This window comes from Paraburkholderia gardini, assembly GCF_907164575.1.
GTDB lineage: Bacteria > Pseudomonadota > Gammaproteobacteria > Burkholderiales > Burkholderiaceae > Paraburkholderia > Paraburkholderia gardini.
Genome location: NZ_CAJQYY010000008.1, coordinates 74,428 through 96,412 on the forward strand (window position 1 = coordinate 74,428; position 21,985 = coordinate 96,412).

Genomic DNA, 21,985 nt, shown 5'->3' on the forward strand with positions numbered 1-21,985 from the left:
GCGCGCGAGCCGCGCCGCGTAGTGCGGTGCGGGCAGCGCACACAGGCGTTACGCTGTGTAGCAGATGGCGGGATATTAATGCATAATACGGAACGGCACGTCTTATGTCTTATATAAGACATAAGAGAAGAGTGCTGCACTCATCCGTTCGCGTTGCCCGGTTTTTGTGATTTTTCCCGCCTGGTCCTTGCCCGTCACGCACGGTAGCGTGGGCTAGAATAGCGGCCTGACCGCTCGCGGGCGTCCGGCATTGCGCGTATCGAGGAGCGTCCGGTTTCACAGTCCCCCATCAGCTTCCATATCGCTGCTTCTACCAGCACAGCTATCACGGAGTCCGATCATGCCGTATCAACACATCAAGGTCCCGACGGGCGGTGACAAGATCACCGTCAACGCGGATTACTCGCTCAACGTGTCCGACAATCCGATCATTCCTTACATCGAAGGCGATGGTACGGGCCTCGACATCACGCCGGTGATGATCAAGGTCGTCGACGCCGCGCTCGAGAAAGCGTATGCGGGCAAGAGGAAGATCCACTGGATGGAAATCTACGCGGGCGAAAAGGCGACGAGGGTGTACGGCCCGGACGTGTGGCTGCCGGAAGAAACGCTCGAAGTGCTGAAGGAATACGTGGTGTCGATCAAGGGACCGTTGACGACGCCGGTTGGCGGCGGCATCCGTTCGCTGAACGTCGCGTTGCGCCAGGAGCTCGACCTGTACGTGTGCCTGCGTCCGGTGCAGTACTTCAAGGGCGTGCCTTCGCCCGTGCGTGAGCCGGAGAAGACCAATATGGTGATCTTCCGCGAGAACTCGGAGGACATTTACGCCGGTATCGAATGGCCTGCGGAATCGGCGGAAGCGAAGAAGGTCATCAAGTTCCTGCGCGAAGAAATGGGCGTGAAGAAGATCCGCTTCCCGGATACGTCCGGTATCGGTGTAAAGCCGGTGTCGCGCGAAGGCACGGAACGTCTGGTGCGCAAGGCGATCCAGTATGCGATCGACAACGATCGTCGCTCGGTCACGCTGGTTCACAAGGGCAACATCATGAAGTTCACGGAAGGCGCATTCCGTGACTACGGCTACGCGCTCGCGCAGAAGGAATTCGGCGCGGAGCTGATCGATGGCGGCCCGTGGATGAAAGTGAAGAACACGAAGACGGGCGGCGACGTCGTCGTGAAGGACGTCATCGCGGATGCGTTCCTGCAGCAGATCCTGCTGCGCCCGGCTGAATACGACGTGATCGCCACGCTGAACCTGAACGGCGACTATGTATCGGACGCGCTGGCTGCGCAGGTCGGCGGTATCGGTATCGCGCCGGGCGCGAACATGTCGGATTCGGTCGCGATGTTCGAAGCGACGCATGGCACTGCGCCGAAGTATGCCGGCAAGGATTACGTGAACCCGGGTTCGGAAATCCTGTCGGCTGAAATGATGCTGCGGCACCTCGGCTGGACCGAGGCGGCGGACGTGATCATCTCCGCGATGGAAAAGTCGATTCTGCAAAAGCGCGTGACGTACGACTTCGCGCGTCTGATGGAAGGCGCGACGCAGGTGTCGTGCTCGGGCTTTGGTCAGGTGCTGATCGAGAATATGTAAGCAGGTCCAGCGTCATCCGGAGAAATCCGGCGAACCCCGGTGCGCAATATTTGTGACCGGGGTTTTGCTTGTCTATGTCCGCTCGATGTAATGGAATCCGGGATTCGATGAGCGTAATTCCGTGGGGAGGGGCCGTGAATTTATCTCCAATCCCCTGTCGAGGGGCGATGACTGCACGCGTATCGAACGACCGCGCCGAAGCCTGCGATATCATCTCTCGCATGTTTCCCGTTCCCCGCGATTCCTGTTCTCTCGTTCTGCAATGATCTCGATGTGGCGCATCCTTGTCGCGTTATCGCTTGCGCTGTTCTTCACGCAGGGCGCGTCCGCGCATTCCGGACAGCCGGTGAGCACCGGCGGGATGGTGCACGCATCACATCAGGTTTCGCGAGCGCCATCTTCTTGCCCCGACGTGGTCGGGGCCGGCTCGCTGTGCCACCACGATCATTCGATCTGCTGCACGACCGCGTGCGGCGTGCATTGCGGGGCGTTTTTCACCGCGTTCCATTTCGAAACGCGGGCATCGGGTGGGTCGCTACCGCTGCCGGTCTCCGAGCCCTCGCGTGACAGCGTCGCGCACGCGCCGCTGCTGCGTCCGCCGATAGTCTGATCACGCCGGGCAGTGCGCGCACATCGCCGATGTTTGACGCATGCCGCTCACCCAGATGATGACCCGACCGGCCGTGTCCATGCCCGAGGGTCATCACCCGATCAGGCGCGAACGCATCGTACGTCTGTACGCCCCGTTCGCTCGCAACAAGGAACCATCATGATTCGCAGGCAATTTCTCGCCCGCACGCTGAGCGCCGCCGTCGCGTCGCTATTAGCGCGCGGCGTCCTCGCGCAGCACGCTGGCCATTCGATGCACGGCATGGAGGGGATGGACGACATGCCGGACATGCCCGGCATGCATCCCGCAAAACCGGTCGCGGCGCAGCCAGAATCCGCCGCTGCCGCGCTCGCGCCTGCCGATGCGCTCCCTTCAGGCGCGCCCTTGCCGGCATTGCGCGTACTTCGCAACGAAAGCCGGGAACCCGGCCTGTTCCGCGCGACGCTCGTTGCCGAGCCCGCGCAACATCCATTACTCGCGAGCCGGCCGACGACCTTCTGGCAATACAACGGAGCGGGCGCGGACAGCACGCAGGGCCCGGTCACCGGTCCGCTGATCGACGTCCGCGAAGGCGATACCGTCGAAATCCGCTTCATCAACCGCCTGCCGCAACCGTCGACGATTCACTGGCACGGCATGCCCGTGCCGCCCGATCAGGACGGCAATCCCGGGAACGTGGTCGCGCCCGGCGCCACACGCGTCTACCGCTTCACATTGCCGGCCGGCAGCGCCGGCACGTACTGGTACCACCCGCATCCGCACATGATGTCGGCGGAACAGGTGTTTCGCGGCCTCGCCGGGCCGGTCATCGTTCGCGCCGCCGACGATCCGCTGGCCGGCTTCCCCGAGCGCCACCTGTTTTTCTCCGACCTGAAACTGGCCGCCGACGGTTCGATTCCCGCCAACGACATGATGGACTGGATGAACGGTCGCGAAGGGCAGTTCGTGCTGGTGAATGGCGCACGCCGTCCGCGCATCAATGTTAAGGAAGATGAGCGCTGGCGTCTGTGGAATGCGTGCAGTGCCCGCTATCTGAGATTTTCGCTCGGAGCCGGGCAGCGTTTTGTTCAGGTCGGCACGGACGGCGGTTTGCTGGAAACGCCGCGCGAAGGTCTGACCGAACTGCTGCTCGCGCCCGGCGAGCGGGCTGAAGTGATCGTGCGCGCCGGCAGCGTGCCGTCGCAGGCAACACTTACCGCCGACGTCTACGACCGTCGCAAGATGGCGATGCCGGAGGGCAGCCTGCCGCCGGACCCGGCGCACGTGCTCGCCGACGTCGCGTTCCAGCCGCAACCGATCGGCGAGGCTGGCGCCGCGTTGCGCGCGATACCCGCCACGTTGCGGACCATCGTGCCGCTGCCTGCACCCGTCGCGCGGAAGTCGGTGGTCTTTTCAGAAGCGATGGACATGACCGCAATGCACCATTCTGGCGCATCGGTCCACGGCATGCCGGCGGGAATGCGGTTCATGATCAACGGCACTTCGTTTGATCCAAAGCGGATCACGCTGACGAGCCGGCGCGACGCAGTCGAGGAATGGGCGGTCGAGAACCGCACTGACATGGATCATCCGTTCCATCTGCATGGCACGCAGTTTCAGGTCGTCGGGCGGGAGCGCGGCGGGGTGGTCACGCCGGAGCCGTTGCTCGCGTGGCGCGATACGGTGAACGTCCAGCCCGGCGAGACCGTGCGCATCGCCACGGTTCAGAAGATGGCGGGCGAGCGGATGTTCCATTGCCACATCCTCGAACACGAAGACCTCGGCATGATGGGCACGCTCAGGGTGATCTGAGCGCGACCTCGGGATTCCGGCGACAGACGGTCAATACAGCGGCCCGAAATGAAAAAACCCGGCACGAAGCCGGGTTTTCAGGGTTCGGGTATCGAACGGAATCAGGCGGCAGCCTGGATGTTCGATGCCTGTTTGCCTTTGGGGCCTTGCACGACCTCGAAGCTTACTTTCTGGCCTTCCTTGAGCGTTTTGAAACCGTTCATCTGGATAGCCGAAAAGTGTGCAAACAGATCCTCACCGCCTTCGTCGGGCGTAATGAATCCGAAACCTTTCGCGTCATTGAACCATTTGACCGTACCAGTTGCCATGCCAACTTCCCCTGTAACTCATGTCCCTACCACGAGCCCCTCGAAAAGCTTAACGACCGCAGTTGCTGCCGCTCCTCGTTACAAGCTCACCACGGCATTTTTCCGTTATTCCGGCTGGGTGGAAAAAAGTGCCAGCTTGATTGTTGAGGCTCTTAATCCGACTGTCAAGAAAATTTTGAGACAGCCGTGGGCGCGTTGTAAAGACCCAATTTCCAGGGTTTTTCCTTCTTCTCTTATGTGCGGTGGCACAAGCGGCGCATCTTGAAAAGACGCATAATCGACTCACATGAGGTTCAGACCAGACGGGCATCGCTGTCGTCTCCAGCCTGATCAGACGGGTTGTGCGATACTCGTTTCGACTGCAGTTTTTCGGGATGTGTTTTACGTCAATCCCGTGAGCCGGATCCGCAATCGGCTCGGTGCAGAACTCACGCGTGACAAGGCTGTACGGTCAGGCGGTGGCGAACCGATCGCCGACCAGCCGGTCGGGTTTTGGCAGGATTGCGGGCCTGCCCGGGTTGTTTAGAATTGGATGTATGGCGATTATCCCGGACAAGCAGGATGGCACCGTACTGGAGCGGCAGGAACAGAAGCTGAAACCGCCGGCCATGTACAAGGTGGTGCTGTTGAATGACGACTTCACGCCGATGGAATTCGTCGTGATGATCGTGCAGGAGTATTTCAGTAAAGATCGTGAGACCGCAACACAGGTGATGTTGAAGGTGCATCGCGAAGGTCGGGGGGTTTGTGGGGTCTACACGCGGGACATCGCGTCGACCAAAGTCGAGCAAGTCGTTACCCACGCACGGCAGGCCGGGCATCCGCTGCAGTGTGTGATGGAGGAAGCATGATTGCCCAGGAACTGGAAGTCAGCCTGCACATGGCGTTCATGGAAGCACGCCAGGCGCGGCACGAGTTCATAACGGTCGAACATCTTTTACTGGCCCTGTTGGACAATCCGACGGCAGCAGAAGTGTTGCGCGCGTGTGCAGCCAACATCGAAGATCTGCGCCAGAACCTGCGCAACTTCATTCATGACAACACGCCGACCGTGCCAGGCACGGACGACGTCGATACGCAGCCGACACTCGGCTTCCAGCGCGTCATCCAGCGCGCGATCATGCATGTTCAGTCGACATCGAACGGCAAGAAGGAAGTCACCGGCGCGAACGTTCTCGTCGCGATTTTCGGCGAGAAGGATTCGCACGCGGTCTACTACCTGCAGCAGCAGGGCGTGACGCGTCTGGACGTGGTGAACTTCATCTCGCACGGCATCGCGAAGACGAGCAGCACCGACGCCGCGAAAGCGAGCGACGCCAGCGCCGAGTCCGACGAAGCCGCCGCGCAGAAGGAAACCCCGCTTGCCCAGTTCACGCAGAACCTGAACCAGATGGCGAAAGACGGCCGCATCGATCCGCTGATCGGGCGCGAGCTGGAAGTCGAGCGTGTGGTGCAGGTGCTATGCCGTCGTCGCAAGAACAATCCGCTGCTGGTCGGCGAGGCCGGCGTCGGCAAGACGGCGATCGCCGAAGGTCTCGCCTGGCGCATCACGCGCGGCGAAGTGCCCGATATTCTTGCGGATGCGCAGGTGTATTCGCTCGACATGGGCGCGTTGCTCGCGGGCACCAAGTATCGCGGCGATTTCGAGCAGCGTCTGAAGACGGTCCTGAAGGAATTGAAGGAACGTCCGCACGCGATTCTCTTCATCGACGAAATCCATACGCTGATCGGCGCAGGCGCTGCATCGGGCGGCACGCTGGACGCGTCGAACCTGCTGAAGCCGGCGCTCTCGTCGGGCACGCTCAAGTGCATCGGCGCGACGACGTTCACCGAATATCGCGGCATCTTCGAAAAAGACGCGGCGCTGTCGCGTCGTTTCCAGAAGATTGACGTGACCGAGCCGACCGTCGAGCAGACGGTGGCGATCCTGCGTGGCCTCAAGTCGCGTTTCGAGGAGCACCACGGCGTGAAGTATTCGTCGGGCGCACTGAACGCGGCCGCTGAACTGTCGGCACGCTTCATCACGGATCGTCATCTGCCGGACAAGGCGATCGACGTGATCGACGAAGCGGGCGCAGCGCAACGCATCCTGCCGAAGTCGAAGCAGAAGAAGACGATCGGCAAGGGCGAGATCGAGGAAATCATCTCGAAGATCGCGCGCGTGCCGCCGCAAAGTGTGTCGCAGGACGATCGCAGCAAGCTGCAAACGCTGGACCGCGATCTGAAGAGCGTCGTGTTCGGGCAAGACCCGGCGATCGATGCGCTGTCGGCCGCGATCAAGATGGCGCGGGCTGGCCTTGGCAAACTCGACAAGCCGATCGGCGCGTTCCTGTTCTCCGGCCCGACGGGCGTCGGCAAGACCGAAGTGGCGCGGCAGCTCGCGTTCACGCTCGGCATCGAGCTGATCCGCTTCGACATGTCGGAGTATATGGAGCGTCACGCGGTGAGCCGTCTGATCGGCGCGCCGCCGGGATACGTCGGGTTCGACCAGGGCGGTCTGCTGACCGAAGCTGTCACGAAGAAGCCGCATTGCGTGCTGCTGCTCGACGAAATCGAGAAGGCGCATCCGGACATCTACAACGTGCTGCTGCAGGTGATGGACCACGGCACGCTGACGGACAACAACGGCCGCAAGGCGGATTTCCGTAACGTCATCATCATCATGACGACGAATGCGGGCGCTGAGTCGATGAACAAGTCGACGATCGGCTTCACGACGCGCCGCGAAACCGGCGACGAAATGGTCGACATCAAGCGCATGTTCACGCCGGAGTTCCGTAACCGTCTGGACGCGACGATCAGCTTCCGCTCGCTCGATGAGGAAATCATCATGCGCGTGGTCGACAAGTTCCTGATGCAGCTCGAAGACCAGTTGCACGAGAAGAAGGTCGACGCGCTCTTCACCGACGCGCTGCGCGCGCACCTTGCGAAGCACGGTTTCGATCCGCTGATGGGCGCGCGTCCGATGCAGCGTCTGATCCAGGACACGATCCGTCGTGCGCTGGCAGACGAGTTGCTGTTCGGCAAGCTGATGAGCGGCGGCCGCGTGACGGTCGACGTCGATGCTGAAGACAAGGTGCAGTTGACCTTCGACGAGCAGCCGGCGCCGCGCAATCCGAATCCGGAAGCGATCGAAGTCGAGTAAAGCTTTCGCTTAAGCTGTACGTCAAGGCAGAACGGCGCGGGTTAAACCCCGCGCCGTTCTGCTTTTTGCTTTTGAAAAACGAAAGCGTTTAATGCTTGCCCGTGCTGCCAAAACCGCCGGCGCCGCGCGTGCTTTCCTCGAAGTCGTCGACGATGTTGAATTCGGCCTGCACGACCGGCACGATCACGAGCTGCGCGAGGCGCTCCATTGGATTCAGCGTGAACGCTGTCTGGCCGCGATTCCACGTCGAAATCATCAGTTGCCCCTGGTAATCCGAATCGATCAGGCCGACCAGGTTGCCGAGCACGATGCCATGCTTGTGACCGAGGCCCGAGCGCGGCAGGATCAGCGCCGCGTAACCTGGATCGCCGACGTGAATCGCGAGACCTGTCGGCACCAGCGCGGTTTCGCCGGGTTTCAGCGTCAACGGTTCATCGAGGCAGGCGCGCAGGTCGAGGCCCGCGCTGCCGGTTGTCGCGTAGGCGGGCAACTGGTCGCGCATGCGCGCGTCGAGAATCTTCAGGTCGAGTTTCATGCAGGTTCGTTGTGAATTGATAAAAACCTCAGCGTGCCAGCTGGAACGCTTCGGCGAGAAGTTCGTAAGAGCGAAGCCGCGCACGGTAACTGCCGGCCACCGTCAGGACGATCAGTTCGTCGGCCTGGAACTGCTCCTGAATGGCGAGCATTCTTGCCGTGACGCTTTCGGGTGTGCCGACGATGCTGCGCGGCTTCTCACGGTCGATCACCAGTTGTTCGCGCTCGCCGTATTCCTGCGCGACGCCCTGTTCGGTCGACGGAATCGGTGCGTTCAGACCGTACGCCATCTGCACGCGCCGCAGGTCGACGGCTTTTTCGAGGTCGGCGGCTTCCTGTTCCGTATCCGCACAGATCACGAAGACGGCGGCCGCAAGATACGGCTCTGCTTCGTTGCCCGCCGTGAAACGCTCGCGATACGTCTGCGCGACCTGATGGCCGAAGTGCGCGTTGATGAAATGCGCGAACGAGAAACGCAGGCCAAGCTGCGCGGCAAGCATGCCGCCGAAGTCGCTCGAGCCGAGCACCCAGAGCTGCGGACGGGTTTCGACGGCCGGTTGCAGCAGCACGCCGTGCGCGACGTGTTCGGGCGGCAGCGTGCCGTTCATCAGCCCGACGAGATCGGCGACCTGCTGCGGAAAAATGTCGCCGCGGTTGTACGTGCCCGCGGCGACGGCCTGCGCGGTGCGCATGTCGCCGCCCGGCGCGCGTCCGACGCCCAGATCGATCCGGTCCGGAAAGAGCGCCTCGAGCATCATGAACTGCTCGGCGAGCTTGAACGGGCTGTAGTACGGCAGCATGACGCCGCCGGAACCGAGCCGGATGCGCTTCGTCACGCTGCCGAGTCGCGCGAGCATGACTTCCGGGCACGGGTTCGACACGCCGCGCAGACCGTGATGCTCCGCGCACCAGTAGCGCGTGTAGCCGAGATCGTCGGCGAGTTGCGCGAGTTCGACGGTGGCGGCCACGGCGTCCGCGACCGAATGCCCGTCGATGACCGGGGTTTGATCGAGCACGGAAAGTAGTGTCATGGTTCCGCTCCGGGTCAGGATGAATGTAGCGCGCGCCGCGTCACGTCAAGTCAGGAGATGGGGCGCGTGTCCGGCAGACGCTTCGCGATTTCGGCGACCAGTGCGCGCGCGAGCGTCTTTTTGTCGGCGCGCGGCAGCTTCGTCGCGCCTTTGGCTTCGAAGAGCACGACTTCGTTGTCGTCGAGGCCGAAGGTCTGCGGGCCGAGATTGCCGATCAGCAACGGCACGTTCTTGCGCACGCGCTTTTCTTCGCCGTGTACGTCGAGATTGTCGCTCTCCGCCGCGAAGCCGACGCAAAAGGGCGGATGCGGCAGCTTCGCCACCGATGCCAGAATGTCCGGATTTTCGACGAACGTGAACGTCGGCAAAGACCTGTCCGCGTTCTTCTTGATCTTGTGTTCCGCGACGTGATCGATGCGCCAGTCGGCCACGGCCGCGACGCCGATGAAGATGTCGTAATTGACCACGGCGCGCATCACGGCGTCGTGCATCTGCTGCGCGGTCTGCACATCTTCGCGGTACACGCCCCACGGCGTTTCCAGCGAAACCGGACCGGCGACGAGATGGACGTCCGCGCCCGCCTGCTGCGCGGCGCGTGCGAGCGCGAAGGCCATCTTGCCGCTCGAACGGTTCGTGATGCCGCGCACCGGGTCGAGCGGTTCGAACGTCGGGCCGGCCGTCAGCAGCACGCGGCGACCCGCGAGAATTTTCGGCGTGAAAAACGATGCGATGGCTTCGTACGTGGCTTCGGGTTCGAGCATGCGTCCATCGCCCGTTTCGCCACATGCCTGCGCGCCCGAGTCCGGCCCGAGCACTTCGACGCCGTCGGCGCGCAGTTGCGCGACGTTGCGTTGCGTCGCCGGATTCAGCCACATCTGGCGGTTCATTGCCGGTACGACGAGAAGCGGACAGTCGCGCGCCACGCATAGCGTGGACAGCAGGTCGTCGGCCATGCCGTGGGCGAGCTTCGCGAGGAAATCCGTCGATGCCGGCGCGATCACGATCGCGTCCGCTTCGCGCGACAGATCGATGTGCGGCATGTTGTTGTCGATGCGCGCGTCCCACTGGCTCGTATAGACGGGCCGGCCCGACAGCGCCTGCATCGTGACGGGCGTGATGAACTGCGTCGCCGCTTCGGTCATCGCGACCTGTACGGTCGCGCCCGCCCTGGTCAGCAGGCGCGTGAGTTCAGCGATCTTGTAACAGGCGATGCCGCCCGACATGCCGAGGACGAGATGTTTTCCAGCGAGTTCAGCGGTTGCCAACGCGAGCCTCCGACAAAGCATGACGGCCGGCGCGCTCTCGGGTGCAGGCCGCCGGCCTGGGTACTGACGATCAAGCCCGCAAAATCAGGCGTAAAAAGCGCGCCGGATCAGCGCGCGCCGCGCACGCGCCGCAGTTCGTCGAACACGAGCAGCACGGCACCGATCGTGATCGCGCTGTCGGCGATGTTGAACGCCGGCCAGTGCCACGTGCGCACGTGAAAATCGAGGAAGTCGATCACGTGGCCGTAGGCCAGCCGGTCGATCACGTTACCGAGCGCGCCACCCAGAATCAGCGACAGCGCCGTGCAGAACATCCGCTGGCTGCCGTGGCGCTTGAGCAGATAGCAGATCACCAGCGCCGCGATGACGCCGAGCGCCGTGAACGCCCAGCGCTGCCAGCCGCCCGCCGCTGCGAGAAAGCTGAACGCCGCGCCGCGGTTATAGACGAGCACGAGGTTGAAGAACGGTGTCAGCGCGACCGACTGGCCGTACGCGAACACCTTCGCAATCGCGATCTTCGACAACTGGTCGAACAGGATGACGATCAGCGCGACGCCCAGCCACGGCGCCAGCGATCCGCCGGCAGGTTTCGACACCGTTCTGGCCATTATGCCGCGCTCCTTGCTTCACCGCTGCCGAAGAGGTTGCTGAAGCAGCGGCCGCACAGCGACGGGTGGTCGGCGTGCGTGCCGACGTCCGCGCGATAGTGCCAGCAGCGTTCGCACTTCAGATATTTCGAGGCGATGACTTCGACGCCTTCTTCTTCGGCGGTTTCGACCTTCACGACCGTGGCCGCCGAGGTGATCAGCACGAACTTGAGGTCGTCGCCGAGACTCGTCAGCGCGTCGTAACGCGCGCCGCTCGCGCGGATTTCGACTTCCGCCTGCAACGACGAACCGATCATATTCGCGACGCGCGCTTCTTCCAGCGCCTTCGTCACGTTGCCGCGCACCTCGCGCAGCAGCGTCCACTTGTCGACGAGCGCGGCGGATTGCGGCACGTCCGGCCACGCGTGATACGTTTCCGTGAAAATCGTTTCGCCCGACGGCTGGAAGATTTTCCATGCTTCTTCGGCGGTGAACGACAGGAACGGCGCCATCAGACGCAGCAGGCCGTGTGCGATGTGATACAGCGCGGTCTGGGCGGAGCGGCGCGCGACCGAACCGGCCGCCGTGGTGTACAGGCGATCCTTCAGCACGTCGAGATAGAAACCGCCGAGGTCTTCCGAGCAGAACGTCTGCAGCTTTGCGACGACCGGATGGAACTCGTACTTCTCATAGTGCGCGAGGATGTCCGCCTGCAGACCGGCCGACAGCGCGACCGCATAGCGGTCGATTTCGAGCCAGTCGCCGACCGGACGCGCGTCCTTCGCGAAGTCGAAGTCCGACAGGTTCGCGAGCAGGAAGCGCAGCGTGTTGCGGATGCGCCGGTAGCCTTCCGTCACGCGCTTCAGGATTTCCTCGGAGATAGCGAGTTCGCCCGAATAGTCGGTCGAGGCGATCCACAGGCGGATAATTTCCGCGCCGAGGCGGTTCGCCACTTCATGCGGGTCGATACCGTTGCCGAGCGACTTGCTCATCTTGCGGCCTTCGCCGTCGACGGTGAAGCCGTGTGTCAGCAGCGCGTTGTACGGCGGGCGGCCATCGAGCATCGAAGCGGTGAGCAGCGACGAGTGGAACCAGCCGCGATGCTGGTCCGACCCTTCGAGGTACAGGTCCGCCGGGAACTGCAGTTCATCCTTGTGCGAGCCGCGCAGCACGTGCCAGTGCGTCGTGCCGGAATCGAACCAGACGTCGAGCGTGTCGCGGTTCTTTTCGTACATGTTGGCGTCGTCGCCGAGCAGTTCGCGCGGATCGAGCGACTGCCACGTTTCGATGCCGCCCTGCTCGACGCGCTTCGCGACTTCTTCGAGCAGTTCCAGCGTGCGCGGATGCAGTTCGCCCGTTTCCTTGTGCACGAAGAACGCCATCGGCACGCCCCACTGACGTTGACGCGACAGCGTCCAGTCAGGGCGGTTCGCGATCATGCTGAAGAGGCGCTGCTTGCCCCACGACGGATAGAACGCCGTGTTTTCGATGCCTTCGAGCGCGGTTTCGCGCAGCGTCCTGTTCGTGTCGTTCGGTTTGACGTCCATGCCGGCGAACCACTGCGAAGTCGCGCGGTAGATGATGGGCGTCTTGTGGCGCCAGCAATGCATGTAGCTGTGCGTGTATTTTTCGGTGCGCAGGAGTGAGCCGGCGGCTTCGAGCGCCTCGACGATTTTCGGATTCGCCGCCCAGATCGACAGCCCGCCGAAGAGCGCAAGCGATTCGATATAGCGGCCATCGCCCATGACCGGGCCGATGATGTCGGAGTCCGCCATGCCATGCGCCTTGCACGACACGAAGTCTTCCACGCCGTACGCCGGCGACGAGTGCACGATGCCCGTACCCGTTTCGGTCGTCACGTAGTCGCCGGGATAGACCGGCGATGTGCGGCGATAGTCCGGATGCGCGGACGCCAGCGGATGATGAAAGCGCACGTTCGCGAGGTTCGCGCCAGGTGCCGTCGCGATCACGTGACCTTCCAGACCGTACTGCTTCAGGCACGCCTCGACGCGCTCCTCAGCCAGAATCAGCAAGCCGCGCGGCGTATCGACGAGCACGTACGTGATCTCTGGATGGACGTTCAGCGCCTGGTTGGCGGGGATCGTCCACGGCGTCGTCGTCCAGATGACGATGCCGCCCTCGCTGCGCGGCAGCGCCGCGAGGCCGAACGCCTGCGCGGTCTTTTCCGGCTCGGCGAAGCTGAACAGCACGTCGATCGTCGGATCGGTCTTGTCCTTGTATTCGACTTCCGCCTCGGCGAGCGCCGAACCGCAGTCGAAGCACCAGTTCACCGGCTTCAGGCCGCGGAACACGTAGCCTTTTTCGATGATCTTCGCGAGAGCGCGGATTTCGCCGGCTTCATTCGCGAAGTTCATGGTTTTGTACGGGTTGTCCCAGTCGCCCAGCACACCGAGACGGCGGAACCCGACCTTCTGCTTTTCGATCTGCTCGCTCGCGTAGGCGCGCGCCTTCTGCATCACTTCGATGGCGGGAAGCGACTTGCCGAACTGCTTTTCGATCTGGATTTCGATCGGCATGCCGTGGCAGTCCCAGCCCGGCACGTAGACCGCGTCGAAGCCCGCGAGATTGCGCGCCTTGACGATCATGTCCTTCAGGATCTTGTTCACCGCGTGGCCGAGGTGGATGTCGCCGTTCGCATACGGCGGGCCGTCGTGCAGGATGAACTTCTTGCGGCCACGGCTGGCGGCGCGGATCTTTTCGTAGATCTTGCGCTCCTGCCATTCCTTCACCCATTGCGGTTCGCGTTTGGGCAGGTCGCCGCGCATCGGGAACGGCGTGTCGAGCAGGTTGACCGGGTAGCGGGACTGCGGTTTCGAATCGGCTTTCTTGTTGCTCATGATCAGGTCGCGGTGAATGCTGTGTGTCGCGGAGTACGCGGGGCATGGTGCGCGTCAGGCAGGCTGGTCGCGTGGGCGACTGGCGCTGTCCGGTGCGCGCGGCGAGGGCACGTGCGGCTTGCGGCCAGACACGTACCGCGGCGGTTATCTAATTCGGTCGGTGGCCGAGGTGGCGAAGCCGGTCGAGCGGCTGCCCGGCACACGCGCGCCGACGGCCGCAAACCACGCGCGCGCATTGGCGACGTCGCGCGAGATCGCAGCGGTCAGCGTTTCGAGGTCGACGTATTTCTCCTCGTCGCGCAGTTTCTTCAGGAATTCGACGCGCACGAGTTTGCCATACGCGTCGCCATGCCAGTCGAGCAGGTGCACTTCGAGCAGCACGCGCCCGGAATCGTCGACGGTCGGACGCAGGCCGAGGCTCGCGACGCCCGGCAGCGGTTCCGCCTCGACGCCATGCACGCGCACGACGAAGATGCCCGCGAGTGCCGGCCGCCTGTGCGCGATCGGCAGATTCAGGGTGGGAAAGCCGAGGTCGCGGCCGAGCTTCATGCCGTGCACGACGTGCCCGCTGATCAGGTAATCGCGGCCGAGCGCGGCACGCGCCGAATCGAGGTCGCCCGCGACCAGCGCCGCGCGCACGCCGGAGCTGGAAATCCGCGCGCCGGAGGGATCGGCGACAGTCGCCATCTGCTCGACTTCGAAGCCGTGCTGCCCGCCCGCCGCCTTCAGCGAATTGAAGTCGCCCGCGCGCTTCGCGCCGTAGCGGAAGTCGTCGCCGATCATGACCCAGCGCGCGTGCAGGCCGTTCACGATGATCCGCTCGACGAACGCATCCGGCGACTGGCTGGCAAACGTCTGGTTGAAATGCTCGACGACGACGCGATCGACGCCGTTCATGCGAAGCGCCTCGAGCTTGTCACGCAGCATCGCGATGCGCGGAGGGGCTGCGGCCGGGTTGAAGAATTCGCGCGGGTGGGGCTCGAAGGTCATCACGCAGACGGGCAGGCCGCGTGCATCGGCGGCCGCGCGGACGTGCGCGAGCAAAGCCTGATGGCCGCGGTGGACACCGTCGAAGTTGCCGATGGTCAGTGCGCACGGCGCACGGCTTTCAGCATTGGGAAGACCGCGGAAGACTCTCACGATAGCGGGTGTGGCGAGTTTGAGTAGAGTGGGCCAGATGCCGCAAAACAAACGATTATAAACGCTCAGGCGTCAGCACGGCGGCGCGGCCCGGTTTGCGGGGCCCCTGAATGTTAAAATCCGCGGATGAAAAAACTCGTCATCCTGATTTCCGGACGGGGAAGCAACATGGAAGCCATTGTTCGCGCGTGTTCGCGCGAACAATGGCCGGCCGAGGTCGCCGCCGTGATTGCCAGCCGTCCAGGCGCCGCGGGTCTTGCTTTCGCGGCGTCGCAAGGCATTGCCACGGTGGTCGTCGACTACCGCCAGTTTCCAGACCGCGAGGCGTTCGACGCCGCGCTCGCCGCTGAAATCGACCGCTTCTCGCCCGATCTGCTGGCGCTTGCCGGCTTCATGCGCGTGCTCACGCCGGGTTTCGTCGACCGTTACGCCGGCCGGATGCTCAACGTGCATCCGTCGCTGCTGCCGAGCTTCGCCGGCCTGAAAACGCATCAGCAGGCGCTCGACGCGGGCGTCCGGCTGCACGGCGCGTCCGTGCATTTTGTCACGTCGCAACTGGATCATGGGCCGATCGTCGTCCAGTCGGCGGTGCCCGTGCTGGCCGGCGACGACGCCGCGGCGCTGGCCGCGCGCGTGCTTGCCACCGAACATGTCATTTATCCGCGTGCCGTGCGCTGGTTCGTCGAGGGGCGTCTTGCCCTTGACGGGCTGCGCGTCACGCTTACGCCGCCGGAAGAGCCCCAATGGCTCTTCGCCGGTCAAACCGCCGGGGAGGGCGTATGAGGCTGCATGGTTTTCTGATTGGACAAACTGAGACACTGCTTGCGGACGTTCTGAAGTTCGCGGGTCCCGCGGACGCAGCCACGAGCCGCTTTTTCCGCGCGCATCCGAAGCTCGGCCACAGCGAGCGCGGTGTGATCGCCGAAGCGGTGTTCGCGGTGCTGCGTCGCCGGATGGAGTTCGCGCATCTGGCGGAAAGCGGCACCGGCAGCCCGGCGCGGCGTCTCGCGCTGCTCGGGCTGATGCAGACGGCGGGGCGCTCGGCGATCAGGCCGTTTGTCTCGGAAGCCGAATCGACCTGGCTCGAACACGTCTCGAAGATCGATCCGGAAAGCCTGCCGCTGCGCATCCGGCTGAATCTCCCCGACTGGCTCTACCAGGCGCTGTCGAGCCGGTTCGAGCCGGCGGAGCTGGCGCAACTCGCCGCGGCGCTGAATTACCCGGCGCCGCTCGACCTGCGCGCCAACCCGATCAAGGCGAGCCGCGACGACCTGCTCGAAGCGCTCGGCACGGCCGGCATCGAAGCCGGTCGGACGCCGTTCGCGCCGTTCGGCGTACGCGTGGTCGGCAAGCCGCCGCTCACGAAACTCGACGCGTTCCAGAACGGCTGGGTCGAAGTGCAGGACGAAGGCAGCCAGTTGCTGTGCTCGCTGGTCGCGCCGAAACGCGGCGAGATGATCGTCGATTTCTGCGCGGGCGCGGGCGGCAAGACGCTCGCACTCGGCGCCGCGATGCGCTCGACGGGCCGTCTCTATGCATTCGATATTTCCGAGCGGCGTCTCGCGAAGCTGAAGCCTCGCCTTGCGCGCAGCGGTCTGTCGAACGTGAACCCGGTGCTGATCGACAGCGAACACGACGCGAAGATCAAGCGCCTCGCGGGCAAGATCGACCGTGTGCTGGTGGATGCGCCGTGCAGCGGCCTCGGCACGCTGCGTCGCAATCCGGATCTGAAGTGGCGCCAGTCGCCGGAATCGGTCGCCGAACTGGCGCCGAAACAGCTGTCGATCCTGGCGAGCGCGGCGCGTCTCGTGAAGAAGGGCGGCCGGCTGGTGTATGCGACCTGTAGCATTCTCGACGCCGAGAATGAAGCGGTCGTGAAGCAGTTCCTCGCCGGTCATCCGGATTTCGTGCTGATTCCGGCTGGCGAGGTGCTCACCGAGCAGCGCATCGACCTGGCGATGGGCGACTACCTGTCGCTGTGGCCGCATCTTCACGCGACAGACGGTTTCTTTGCGGCCGTGATGGAGCGCAGGACGCCCGTGGCGGCTGCTGCACCTGCCGGGACCGAAGCGACCGAAGCGACCGATACGGCAGACGCCGCCGGGTAACCCCAAAAGCGCCCGCCGCCGCGGTACGCGCGGCCGGGCGCTGGAAGGGCATGGACAATCATGGAAGAACGTCTTTTTTCTCACATGCTGGGCGACATCGCGCGCGACTTCGGTCAGCCGGTGATCCTGTGGCAGGCGGCGATCCTGGTTGCCACGCTGGCTGTCGCATGGATCGTCGCGCGCCTGTTGCGCCGCACGCTCGACCTGCGGCGCCAGACGCGCTACGAGAAGCTGCACTTCGGCGCGGAAAGCCTCAACAAGGCGTTCTTTCCGCTCGTCGGCGGCGTGTTCGTGTGGCTCGCGAGCACGATCACCGCGCATTTCATGCATACGGCGCTGCTCGATCTCGCGCTCGTGCCGCTCTTCGGTATCGGCCTGATCTACATCGCGTTCTATTTCGCGCGCCGCGTCTTCAGCACCGATGGCGAGGCGCACGGCCTGCTGTTCCTCTTCGAGAAGGTTATCTCGGTGGTCGTCTGGATCGGCATGGTGCTGACTGTGATGGGCATCCAGGACGCCGTGCTCGCGTGGATGGGAAGCGTCAGATTCCGGGTCGCGAGCGCGCATATGACGCTGCTGTCGCTGTCGACGGGCCTCCTGTGGGTCTGCGTCACGATGATCGTCGCGATGTGGTTTGGCTCGGCGTTCGAAGACCGCCTGACGCGCTCGACCACGCTCGATGCGAACCTGAAGGTCGTGCTCGCGCGCGTCGGACGTGCGCTGCTGATGCTGGCCGCGATCCTGATCAGCCTGTCGCTGGTGGGCATCGATGTGACCGTGCTCGGCGTGTTTGGCGGCGCGCTCGGTGTCGGGCTGGGGTTTGGCCTGCAGAAGATCGCGAGCAACTACGTGTCGGGCTTCATCATCCTGATCGACCGGTCGCTGCGCATCGGCGACACGATCAACGTGACCGGCCTGCAGGGCATGGTGACGCAGATCCGCACGCGCTATACGGTTGTGCGCGGACTCGACGGCATCGAAACGCTGATCCCGAACGAGAAGCTCATCACCGACGTCGTGCAGAACCAGTCGTCGTATCTGACGCGCGGTTACGCGAAGGCGGCGGTGCAGATCGCCTACACGTCCGATCTCGATCAGGCGATGACGTTGCTCGTCGAAGCCGCGAAAGACGTACCCCGTGTGCTGCAGGAGCCAGCGCCGACGCCGTACCTCGTCAGCTTCGGCACCGATGGCGTCAACCTTGAGCTCGGCTTCTGGATCGAGAACGCCGCACAGGGCACTTCAGGCGTGCGCTCGGCGATCAACCTGAATATCTGGCGGCTGTTCGCGGCCAACGGTATTTCCATTCCGTTCGCGCAACGCGAAGTGCGGATCGTCGGTGGCGGCGACATTCTGTCGCAGGCAGTAACTCTGACCGGTCAAACCACCGGCAAAGCCGACAACGGCGCCTGACTTGGCGGGACGGTGTTGCCACCCCCAATTCGCAGCACGATTTGCCCGGATTTAGGGCTTCCAGATCGCATATTTTTTGCGATGCTACAAAAAAATCCTCATTTGTTACATACACTTGGAACGGTTCTAGTAAAATGCCGTCGAATCTTGATGCATGCTTTCACTTTCTTGACATCCGTCTTCTCGGCAGATGTCGCACGTCACACAGGTAAACTGACTTGCTGAACTCCCTGCTCGACTTTCTTGCCCACGGCCTGCTTCGTCTCTCGTGGTGGCAACTCGTGCTTTATACGCTCGCGGTGACGCACGTCACCATCATCGGCGTGACGGTCTATCTCCATCGCTGCCAGGCGCACCGCGCGCTTGATTTGCACCCTGTCGCCAGCCACTTTTTCCGTTTCTGGCTGTGGATGACCACGGGCATGCTGACGGCGCAGTGGGCTGCGATTCACCGCAAGCACCACGCGAAGTGCGAGACCGAAGAAGATCCGCACAGCCCGCAAACACGGGGCATCTGGAAGGTGCTGCTCGAAGGCGCGGAACTGTATCGCACTGAAGCGAAAAACGAGGAAACGCTGCGCAAGTTCAGCCACGGCACGCCGAACGACTGGCTCGAACGCAACGTCTACACGAAGTATCCGATTCTCGGCATCAGCGTGATGATGGTCATTAACGTCGCGCTGTTCGGCATCGTCGGCCTGAGCGTGTGGGCCGTGCAGATGATCTGGATTCCGTTCTGGGCGGCCGGCGTCGTGAACGGCCTCGCACACTGGTGGGGTTACCGCAACTTCAACTCGGCGGATGCGAGCACGAACATCTTCCCGTGGGGCATCCTGATCGGCGGCGAGGAACTGCACAACAATCATCACACGTATGCCACGTCGGCAAAGCTGTCGAACAAGTGGTATGAGTTCGACATCGGCTGGATGTACATCCGCATCATGTCCGCGTTCAGGCTGGCCAAGGTGAAGAAGATCGCGCCGACGCCGCGCCTCACGTCGGGCAAGCTGGTGCTCGATCAGGACACGCTGCAAGCCGTGCTCGCGAACCGCTACGAAGTGATGGCGCGTTACGGCAAGGCGCTCAAGCGCGCGTATCGCCAGGAACTGGCCCACCTGAAAGAAGGTGGCGCGCGTGAGAAGTATCAACTGATGCGTGGCGCACGCAAGTGGGTTCACAAGGAAGAAGACGGTCTCGACGAACCGCAGAAGCGTCAACTTCCGCAGCTTTTCGCTAACAGCCAGAAGTTGCGCACGTACATCGAACTGCGTAGCGAGCTGGCAGCGATGTGGGAGCGCTCCAACGCATCGCGCGAACAGCTTCTGGTGCAATTGCAGGACTGGTGCCATCGTGCCGAACAAAGCGGTATCAAGGCGCTGCAGGAATTTGCGCTGCGACTTCGTCGTTATGCCTGATCCCGGCTGATCCCGAAATACTTTAAAATTTCGGAACGTCACAAAACCCCGCGTTGGCGGGGTTTTGCTTTTTGGGCTGGCGAAACGTGCGCGAAGTGCGCGATGGCAGATCAGCAGGGCAGAGGAGATCATGAATCAGGCGATCAGGAGCGTCGAATACGACCGGCCGCAGACACAGGGTTTGACGTGCGGCGTGGGTCAGGCGTGGGCGAAGGTGCCCGACGTGCCGTCGGCGCAGGAGAAGGTGGCGTTGAAAACGCGTATACGTGCGCTGCTTGCGCGCGAAAAGGCGGTGCTCGTCGCGCATTATTATGTCGACGCCGAGTTGCAGGAACTGGCCGACGAGACCGGCGGCTGTGTTGCCGATTCGCTGGAGATGGCGCGTTTCGGCCGCGATCATGACGCCCGGACGCTTGTCGTTGCCGGTGTGCGTTTCATGGGCGAGACGGCAAAAATTCTGAGTCCGGACAAGCGCATTCTGATGCCGGATCTCGACGCGACCTGTTCGCTGGACCTTGGCTGCCCAGTCGATGAGTTTTCCGCGTTCTGCGATGCGCATCCGGATCGCACCGTGGTCGTCTACGCCAACACCAGCGCGGCCGTGAAGGCGCGTGCGGACTGGATGGTGACATCGTCGATCGGGCTCGAGATCGTCGCCGATCTTCATGCGCGCGGCGAAAAGATCATCTGGGCGCCGGACCGTCACCTCGGCGGCTACATTCAGAAGAAGACCGGCGCGGACATGCTGCTGTGGCAGGGCTCCTGTCTCGTTCACGACGAATTCAAAGGCATCGAACTCGATCTGCTGCGCGCGGAATATCCCGGCGCCAGGGTGCTGGTGCATCCGGAATCGCCGGAAGGCGTGGTCGCGCAGGCCGATGTCGTCGGCTCGACGACGCAGTTGATCGACGCCGCCCAGCGTCTCGACGCAACGCACTTCATCGTGGCAACCGATCTCGGGATTCTGCACAAGATGCGTCTGGCCGCGCCGGGCAAGACGTTCATCGAAGCACCGACGGCCGGCAACAGTGCCACGTGCAAGAGTTGCGCGCACTGCCCATGGATGGCGATGAACGGTCTCGCCAATCTCGCCGACGTGCTGGAACGCGGGCACAATGAAATTACCGTCGATCGCGCGATTGGCGAGCGCGCGCGTCTGCCGATCGACCGGATGCTGGCGTTTGCCGCGCAACACAGGAAACGCGTGCAGGCGAGCGGCGATCTCGCACGGGATACGACGTTGTTCCAGAACGTGGGGGCAGCATGATGGGAGCGTCTGAATTTGTCCGCGCGGAAGCAGTTTCGCCGCTCTACGCGGAAATCCGCGCGCAATACGGCGGCGCTTTCGACGCCGCGATCGCGCGCAACGTAGCGGACGCGCTTGCTGAAGATATCGGCAGCGGCGACCTCACCGGCCGACTCGTGCCGGCGGACGATCTGCGCGATGCGCGCATCATCGTGCGGGAAGATGCCGTGTTGTGCGGCGTGTCGTGGTTCGACGAGGTAATGCGTTGCGTCGATCCGCGTATCGACGTGAAGTGGCGTTACCGCGAGGGCGAGCGCATGACTGCCGACACGACAGTGTGCGAGCTGCGCGGCCCGGCGCGCGCACTGCTGACCGCCGAGCGCAACGCGATGAACTTCCTGCAACTGCTATCGGGCGTGGCTACCGTGACGCGGCGTTACGTCGACGCGATCGCGCATACGCAGGCGCGTATCCTGGACACACGCAAGACGCTGCCCGGTCTGCGGCTTGCGCAGAAATACGCGGTGCGCGTTGGCGGCGGCGTCAATCAGCGGATCGCGTTGTACGACGGCATTCTCATCAAGGAAAACCATATTGCAGCCGCTGGCGGCGTTGGCGCGGCGATGGACGCGGCGCTGGCGCTCAATGCGGACGTGTCGATCCAGATCGAGGTCGAGACACTTGCGCAGCTCGAAGCCGCGCTCGCGCATCGCGCGCAGTCGATCCTGCTCGACAACTTCACGTTCGACGCAATGCGCGACGCCGTTCGCATCACTGCGGGAAGAGCGGTGCTCGAAGTGTCGGGCGGCGTGAATTTCGACACGGTACGGACGATCGCGGAAACGGGTGTCGATCGCATTTCGATCGGCTCGCTTACAAAGGACGTACGCGCGACGGACTACTCGATGCGATTGCTCTGACTGGGCGCGGTTCACCT

18 protein-coding genes are annotated in these 21,985 nt (G+C 63.3%); 11 read left to right on the forward strand and 7 right to left on the reverse strand.

The genetic code is table 11. The features are described 5' to 3' along the window. Positions 1 to 340: 340 nt before the first annotated feature. From icd to LPA34_RS08465, 3 genes are all read left to right on the forward strand, one after another. On the forward strand, positions 341 to 1,597 hold the full coding sequence (gene icd / locus LPA34_RS08455; protein WP_228976942.1) for an NADP-dependent isocitrate dehydrogenase: 1,257 nt from the start codon (positions 341 to 343) through the stop codon (positions 1,595 to 1,597). Between the two features lie 271 nt (positions 1,598 to 1,868). Then, positions 1,869 to 2,207, forward strand: a complete 339-nt coding sequence (locus LPA34_RS08460) for a hypothetical protein (RefSeq protein ID WP_228976943.1) — start codon at positions 1,869 to 1,871, stop codon at positions 2,205 to 2,207. Between the two features lie 159 nt (positions 2,208 to 2,366). Beyond that, entirely contained in the window at positions 2,367 to 3,998 is a 1,632-nt protein-coding gene (locus LPA34_RS08465) for a multicopper oxidase family protein (protein ID WP_228976945.1), read from the forward strand. Between the two features lie 101 nt (positions 3,999 to 4,099). Here the strand turns inward: LPA34_RS08465 and cspD are convergent, their stop codons facing one another. Further along, a complete protein-coding gene (gene cspD, locus LPA34_RS08470) occupies positions 4,100 to 4,306 on the reverse strand; it encodes a cold shock domain-containing protein CspD (RefSeq protein ID WP_017776809.1) in 207 nt (68 codons plus the stop codon). A gap of 536 nt (positions 4,307 to 4,842) precedes the next feature. On the opposite strand from cspD, the gene clpS reads away from it, so the two are divergent. Then, on the forward strand, positions 4,843 to 5,157 hold the full coding sequence (gene clpS, locus LPA34_RS08475) for an ATP-dependent Clp protease adapter ClpS (RefSeq protein WP_228976947.1): 315 nt from the start codon (positions 4,843 to 4,845) through the stop codon (positions 5,155 to 5,157). Further along, complete coding sequence (gene clpA, locus LPA34_RS08480) at positions 5,154 to 7,451, forward strand: ATP-dependent Clp protease ATP-binding subunit ClpA (RefSeq protein WP_228976949.1); 2,298 nt, start codon at positions 5,154 to 5,156, stop codon at positions 7,449 to 7,451. The genes clpS and clpA overlap by 4 nt, the downstream gene beginning before the upstream one ends. A gap of 88 nt (positions 7,452 to 7,539) precedes the next feature. On the opposite strand, the gene dut is transcribed toward clpA, so the two are convergent. The 6 genes from dut to LPA34_RS08510 all read right to left on the reverse strand — a co-directional run bounded on the left by dut (position 7,540) and on the right by LPA34_RS08510 (position 14,866). After that, the gene (gene dut, locus LPA34_RS08485) at positions 7,540 to 7,986 is read right to left on the reverse strand and encodes a dUTP diphosphatase (protein ID WP_228976951.1); all 447 of its coding nucleotides are present in this window, start codon (positions 7,984 to 7,986) and stop codon (positions 7,540 to 7,542) included. A gap of 28 nt (positions 7,987 to 8,014) precedes the next feature. Next, positions 8,015 to 9,016, reverse strand: a complete 1,002-nt coding sequence (locus LPA34_RS08490; RefSeq protein WP_228976953.1) for an LLM class flavin-dependent oxidoreductase — start codon at positions 9,014 to 9,016, stop codon at positions 8,015 to 8,017. A gap of 50 nt (positions 9,017 to 9,066) precedes the next feature. Then, entirely contained in the window at positions 9,067 to 10,281 is a 1,215-nt protein-coding gene (gene coaBC / locus LPA34_RS08495; RefSeq protein WP_228976956.1) for a bifunctional phosphopantothenoylcysteine decarboxylase/phosphopantothenate--cysteine ligase CoaBC, read from the reverse strand. A 107-nt stretch (positions 10,282 to 10,388) separates the two neighbouring features. Next, positions 10,389 to 10,889: a signal peptidase II gene (gene lspA / locus LPA34_RS08500; RefSeq protein ID WP_228976958.1), complete on the reverse strand. Its 501-nt coding sequence runs from the start codon at positions 10,887 to 10,889 to the stop codon at positions 10,389 to 10,391. Then, positions 10,889 to 13,726 carry an isoleucine--tRNA ligase gene (gene ileS, locus LPA34_RS08505; protein WP_228976959.1) on the reverse strand — a complete coding sequence of 946 codons (2,838 nt, stop codon included), beginning with the start codon at positions 13,724 to 13,726 and terminating at the stop codon, positions 10,889 to 10,891. The genes lspA and ileS overlap by 1 nt, the downstream gene beginning before the upstream one ends. Positions 13,727 to 13,870: 144 nt before the next feature. Beyond that, positions 13,871 to 14,866: a bifunctional riboflavin kinase/FAD synthetase gene (locus LPA34_RS08510; RefSeq protein ID WP_228976962.1), complete on the reverse strand. Its 996-nt coding sequence runs from the start codon at positions 14,864 to 14,866 to the stop codon at positions 13,871 to 13,873. 126 nt (positions 14,867 to 14,992) lie between these two features. Between LPA34_RS08510 and purN the strand changes: the two genes are divergently transcribed. The 6 genes from purN (at position 14,993) to nadC (ending at position 21,968) form a co-directional block, all read left to right on the forward strand. Beyond that, complete coding sequence (purN, locus tag LPA34_RS08515) at positions 14,993 to 15,649, forward strand: phosphoribosylglycinamide formyltransferase (RefSeq protein WP_228976964.1); 657 nt, start codon at positions 14,993 to 14,995, stop codon at positions 15,647 to 15,649. Continuing rightward, the gene (locus LPA34_RS08520; protein WP_228976965.1) at positions 15,646 to 16,974 is read left to right on the forward strand and encodes an RsmB/NOP family class I SAM-dependent RNA methyltransferase; all 1,329 of its coding nucleotides are present in this window, start codon (positions 15,646 to 15,648) and stop codon (positions 16,972 to 16,974) included. The genes purN and LPA34_RS08520 overlap by 4 nt, the downstream gene beginning before the upstream one ends. Positions 16,975 to 17,034: 60 nt before the next feature. Then, entirely contained in the window at positions 17,035 to 18,387 is a 1,353-nt protein-coding gene (locus LPA34_RS08525) for a mechanosensitive ion channel family protein (RefSeq protein ID WP_228976967.1), read from the forward strand. A 218-nt stretch (positions 18,388 to 18,605) separates the two neighbouring features. Beyond that, on the forward strand, positions 18,606 to 19,802 hold the full coding sequence (locus LPA34_RS08530; protein ID WP_228976970.1) for a DesA family fatty acid desaturase: 1,197 nt from the start codon (positions 18,606 to 18,608) through the stop codon (positions 19,800 to 19,802). Between the two features lie 130 nt (positions 19,803 to 19,932). After that, positions 19,933 to 21,069: a quinolinate synthase NadA gene (gene nadA / locus LPA34_RS08535; protein ID WP_228976972.1), complete on the forward strand. Its 1,137-nt coding sequence runs from the start codon at positions 19,933 to 19,935 to the stop codon at positions 21,067 to 21,069. After that, complete coding sequence (gene nadC, locus LPA34_RS08540) at positions 21,069 to 21,968, forward strand: carboxylating nicotinate-nucleotide diphosphorylase (RefSeq protein WP_228977165.1); 900 nt, start codon at positions 21,069 to 21,071, stop codon at positions 21,966 to 21,968. Before nadA ends, nadC begins: the two co-directional genes overlap by 1 nt. The last annotated feature ends 17 nt before the right edge of the window (positions 21,969 to 21,985 follow it).

What these genes read in the sequence shown, in the direction of transcription:
- cspD (WP_017776809.1), bottom strand. Translation starts at nt 4,306, where the DNA reads ATGGCAACTGGTACGGTCAAATGGTTCAATGACGCGAAAGGTTTCGGA.
- purN (WP_228976964.1), top strand. Translation starts at nt 14,993, where the DNA reads ATGAAAAAACTCGTCATCCTGATTTCCGGACGGGGAAGCAACATGGAA.
- LPA34_RS08465 (WP_228976945.1), top strand. Translation starts at nt 2,367, where the DNA reads ATGATTCGCAGGCAATTTCTCGCCCGCACGCTGAGCGCCGCCGTCGCG.
- clpA (WP_228976949.1), top strand. Translation starts at nt 5,154, where the DNA reads ATGATTGCCCAGGAACTGGAAGTCAGCCTGCACATGGCGTTCATGGAA.
- nadA (WP_228976972.1), top strand. Translation starts at nt 19,933, where the DNA reads ATGAATCAGGCGATCAGGAGCGTCGAATACGACCGGCCGCAGACACAG.
- LPA34_RS08460 (WP_228976943.1), top strand. Translation starts at nt 1,869, where the DNA reads ATGTGGCGCATCCTTGTCGCGTTATCGCTTGCGCTGTTCTTCACGCAG.
- ileS (WP_228976959.1), bottom strand. Translation starts at nt 13,726, where the DNA reads ATGAGCAACAAGAAAGCCGATTCGAAACCGCAGTCCCGCTACCCGGTC.
- LPA34_RS08490 (WP_228976953.1), bottom strand. Translation starts at nt 9,016, where the DNA reads ATGACACTACTTTCCGTGCTCGATCAAACCCCGGTCATCGACGGGCAT.
- LPA34_RS08525 (WP_228976967.1), top strand. Translation starts at nt 17,035, where the DNA reads ATGGAAGAACGTCTTTTTTCTCACATGCTGGGCGACATCGCGCGCGAC.
- clpS (WP_228976947.1), top strand. Translation starts at nt 4,843, where the DNA reads ATGGCGATTATCCCGGACAAGCAGGATGGCACCGTACTGGAGCGGCAG.
- lspA (WP_228976958.1), bottom strand. Translation starts at nt 10,889, where the DNA reads ATGGCCAGAACGGTGTCGAAACCTGCCGGCGGATCGCTGGCGCCGTGG.
- nadC (WP_228977165.1), top strand. Translation starts at nt 21,069, where the DNA reads ATGGGAGCGTCTGAATTTGTCCGCGCGGAAGCAGTTTCGCCGCTCTAC.
- dut (WP_228976951.1), bottom strand. Translation starts at nt 7,986, where the DNA reads ATGAAACTCGACCTGAAGATTCTCGACGCGCGCATGCGCGACCAGTTG.
- icd (WP_228976942.1), top strand. Translation starts at nt 341, where the DNA reads ATGCCGTATCAACACATCAAGGTCCCGACGGGCGGTGACAAGATCACC.
- LPA34_RS08520 (WP_228976965.1), top strand. Translation starts at nt 15,646, where the DNA reads ATGAGGCTGCATGGTTTTCTGATTGGACAAACTGAGACACTGCTTGCG.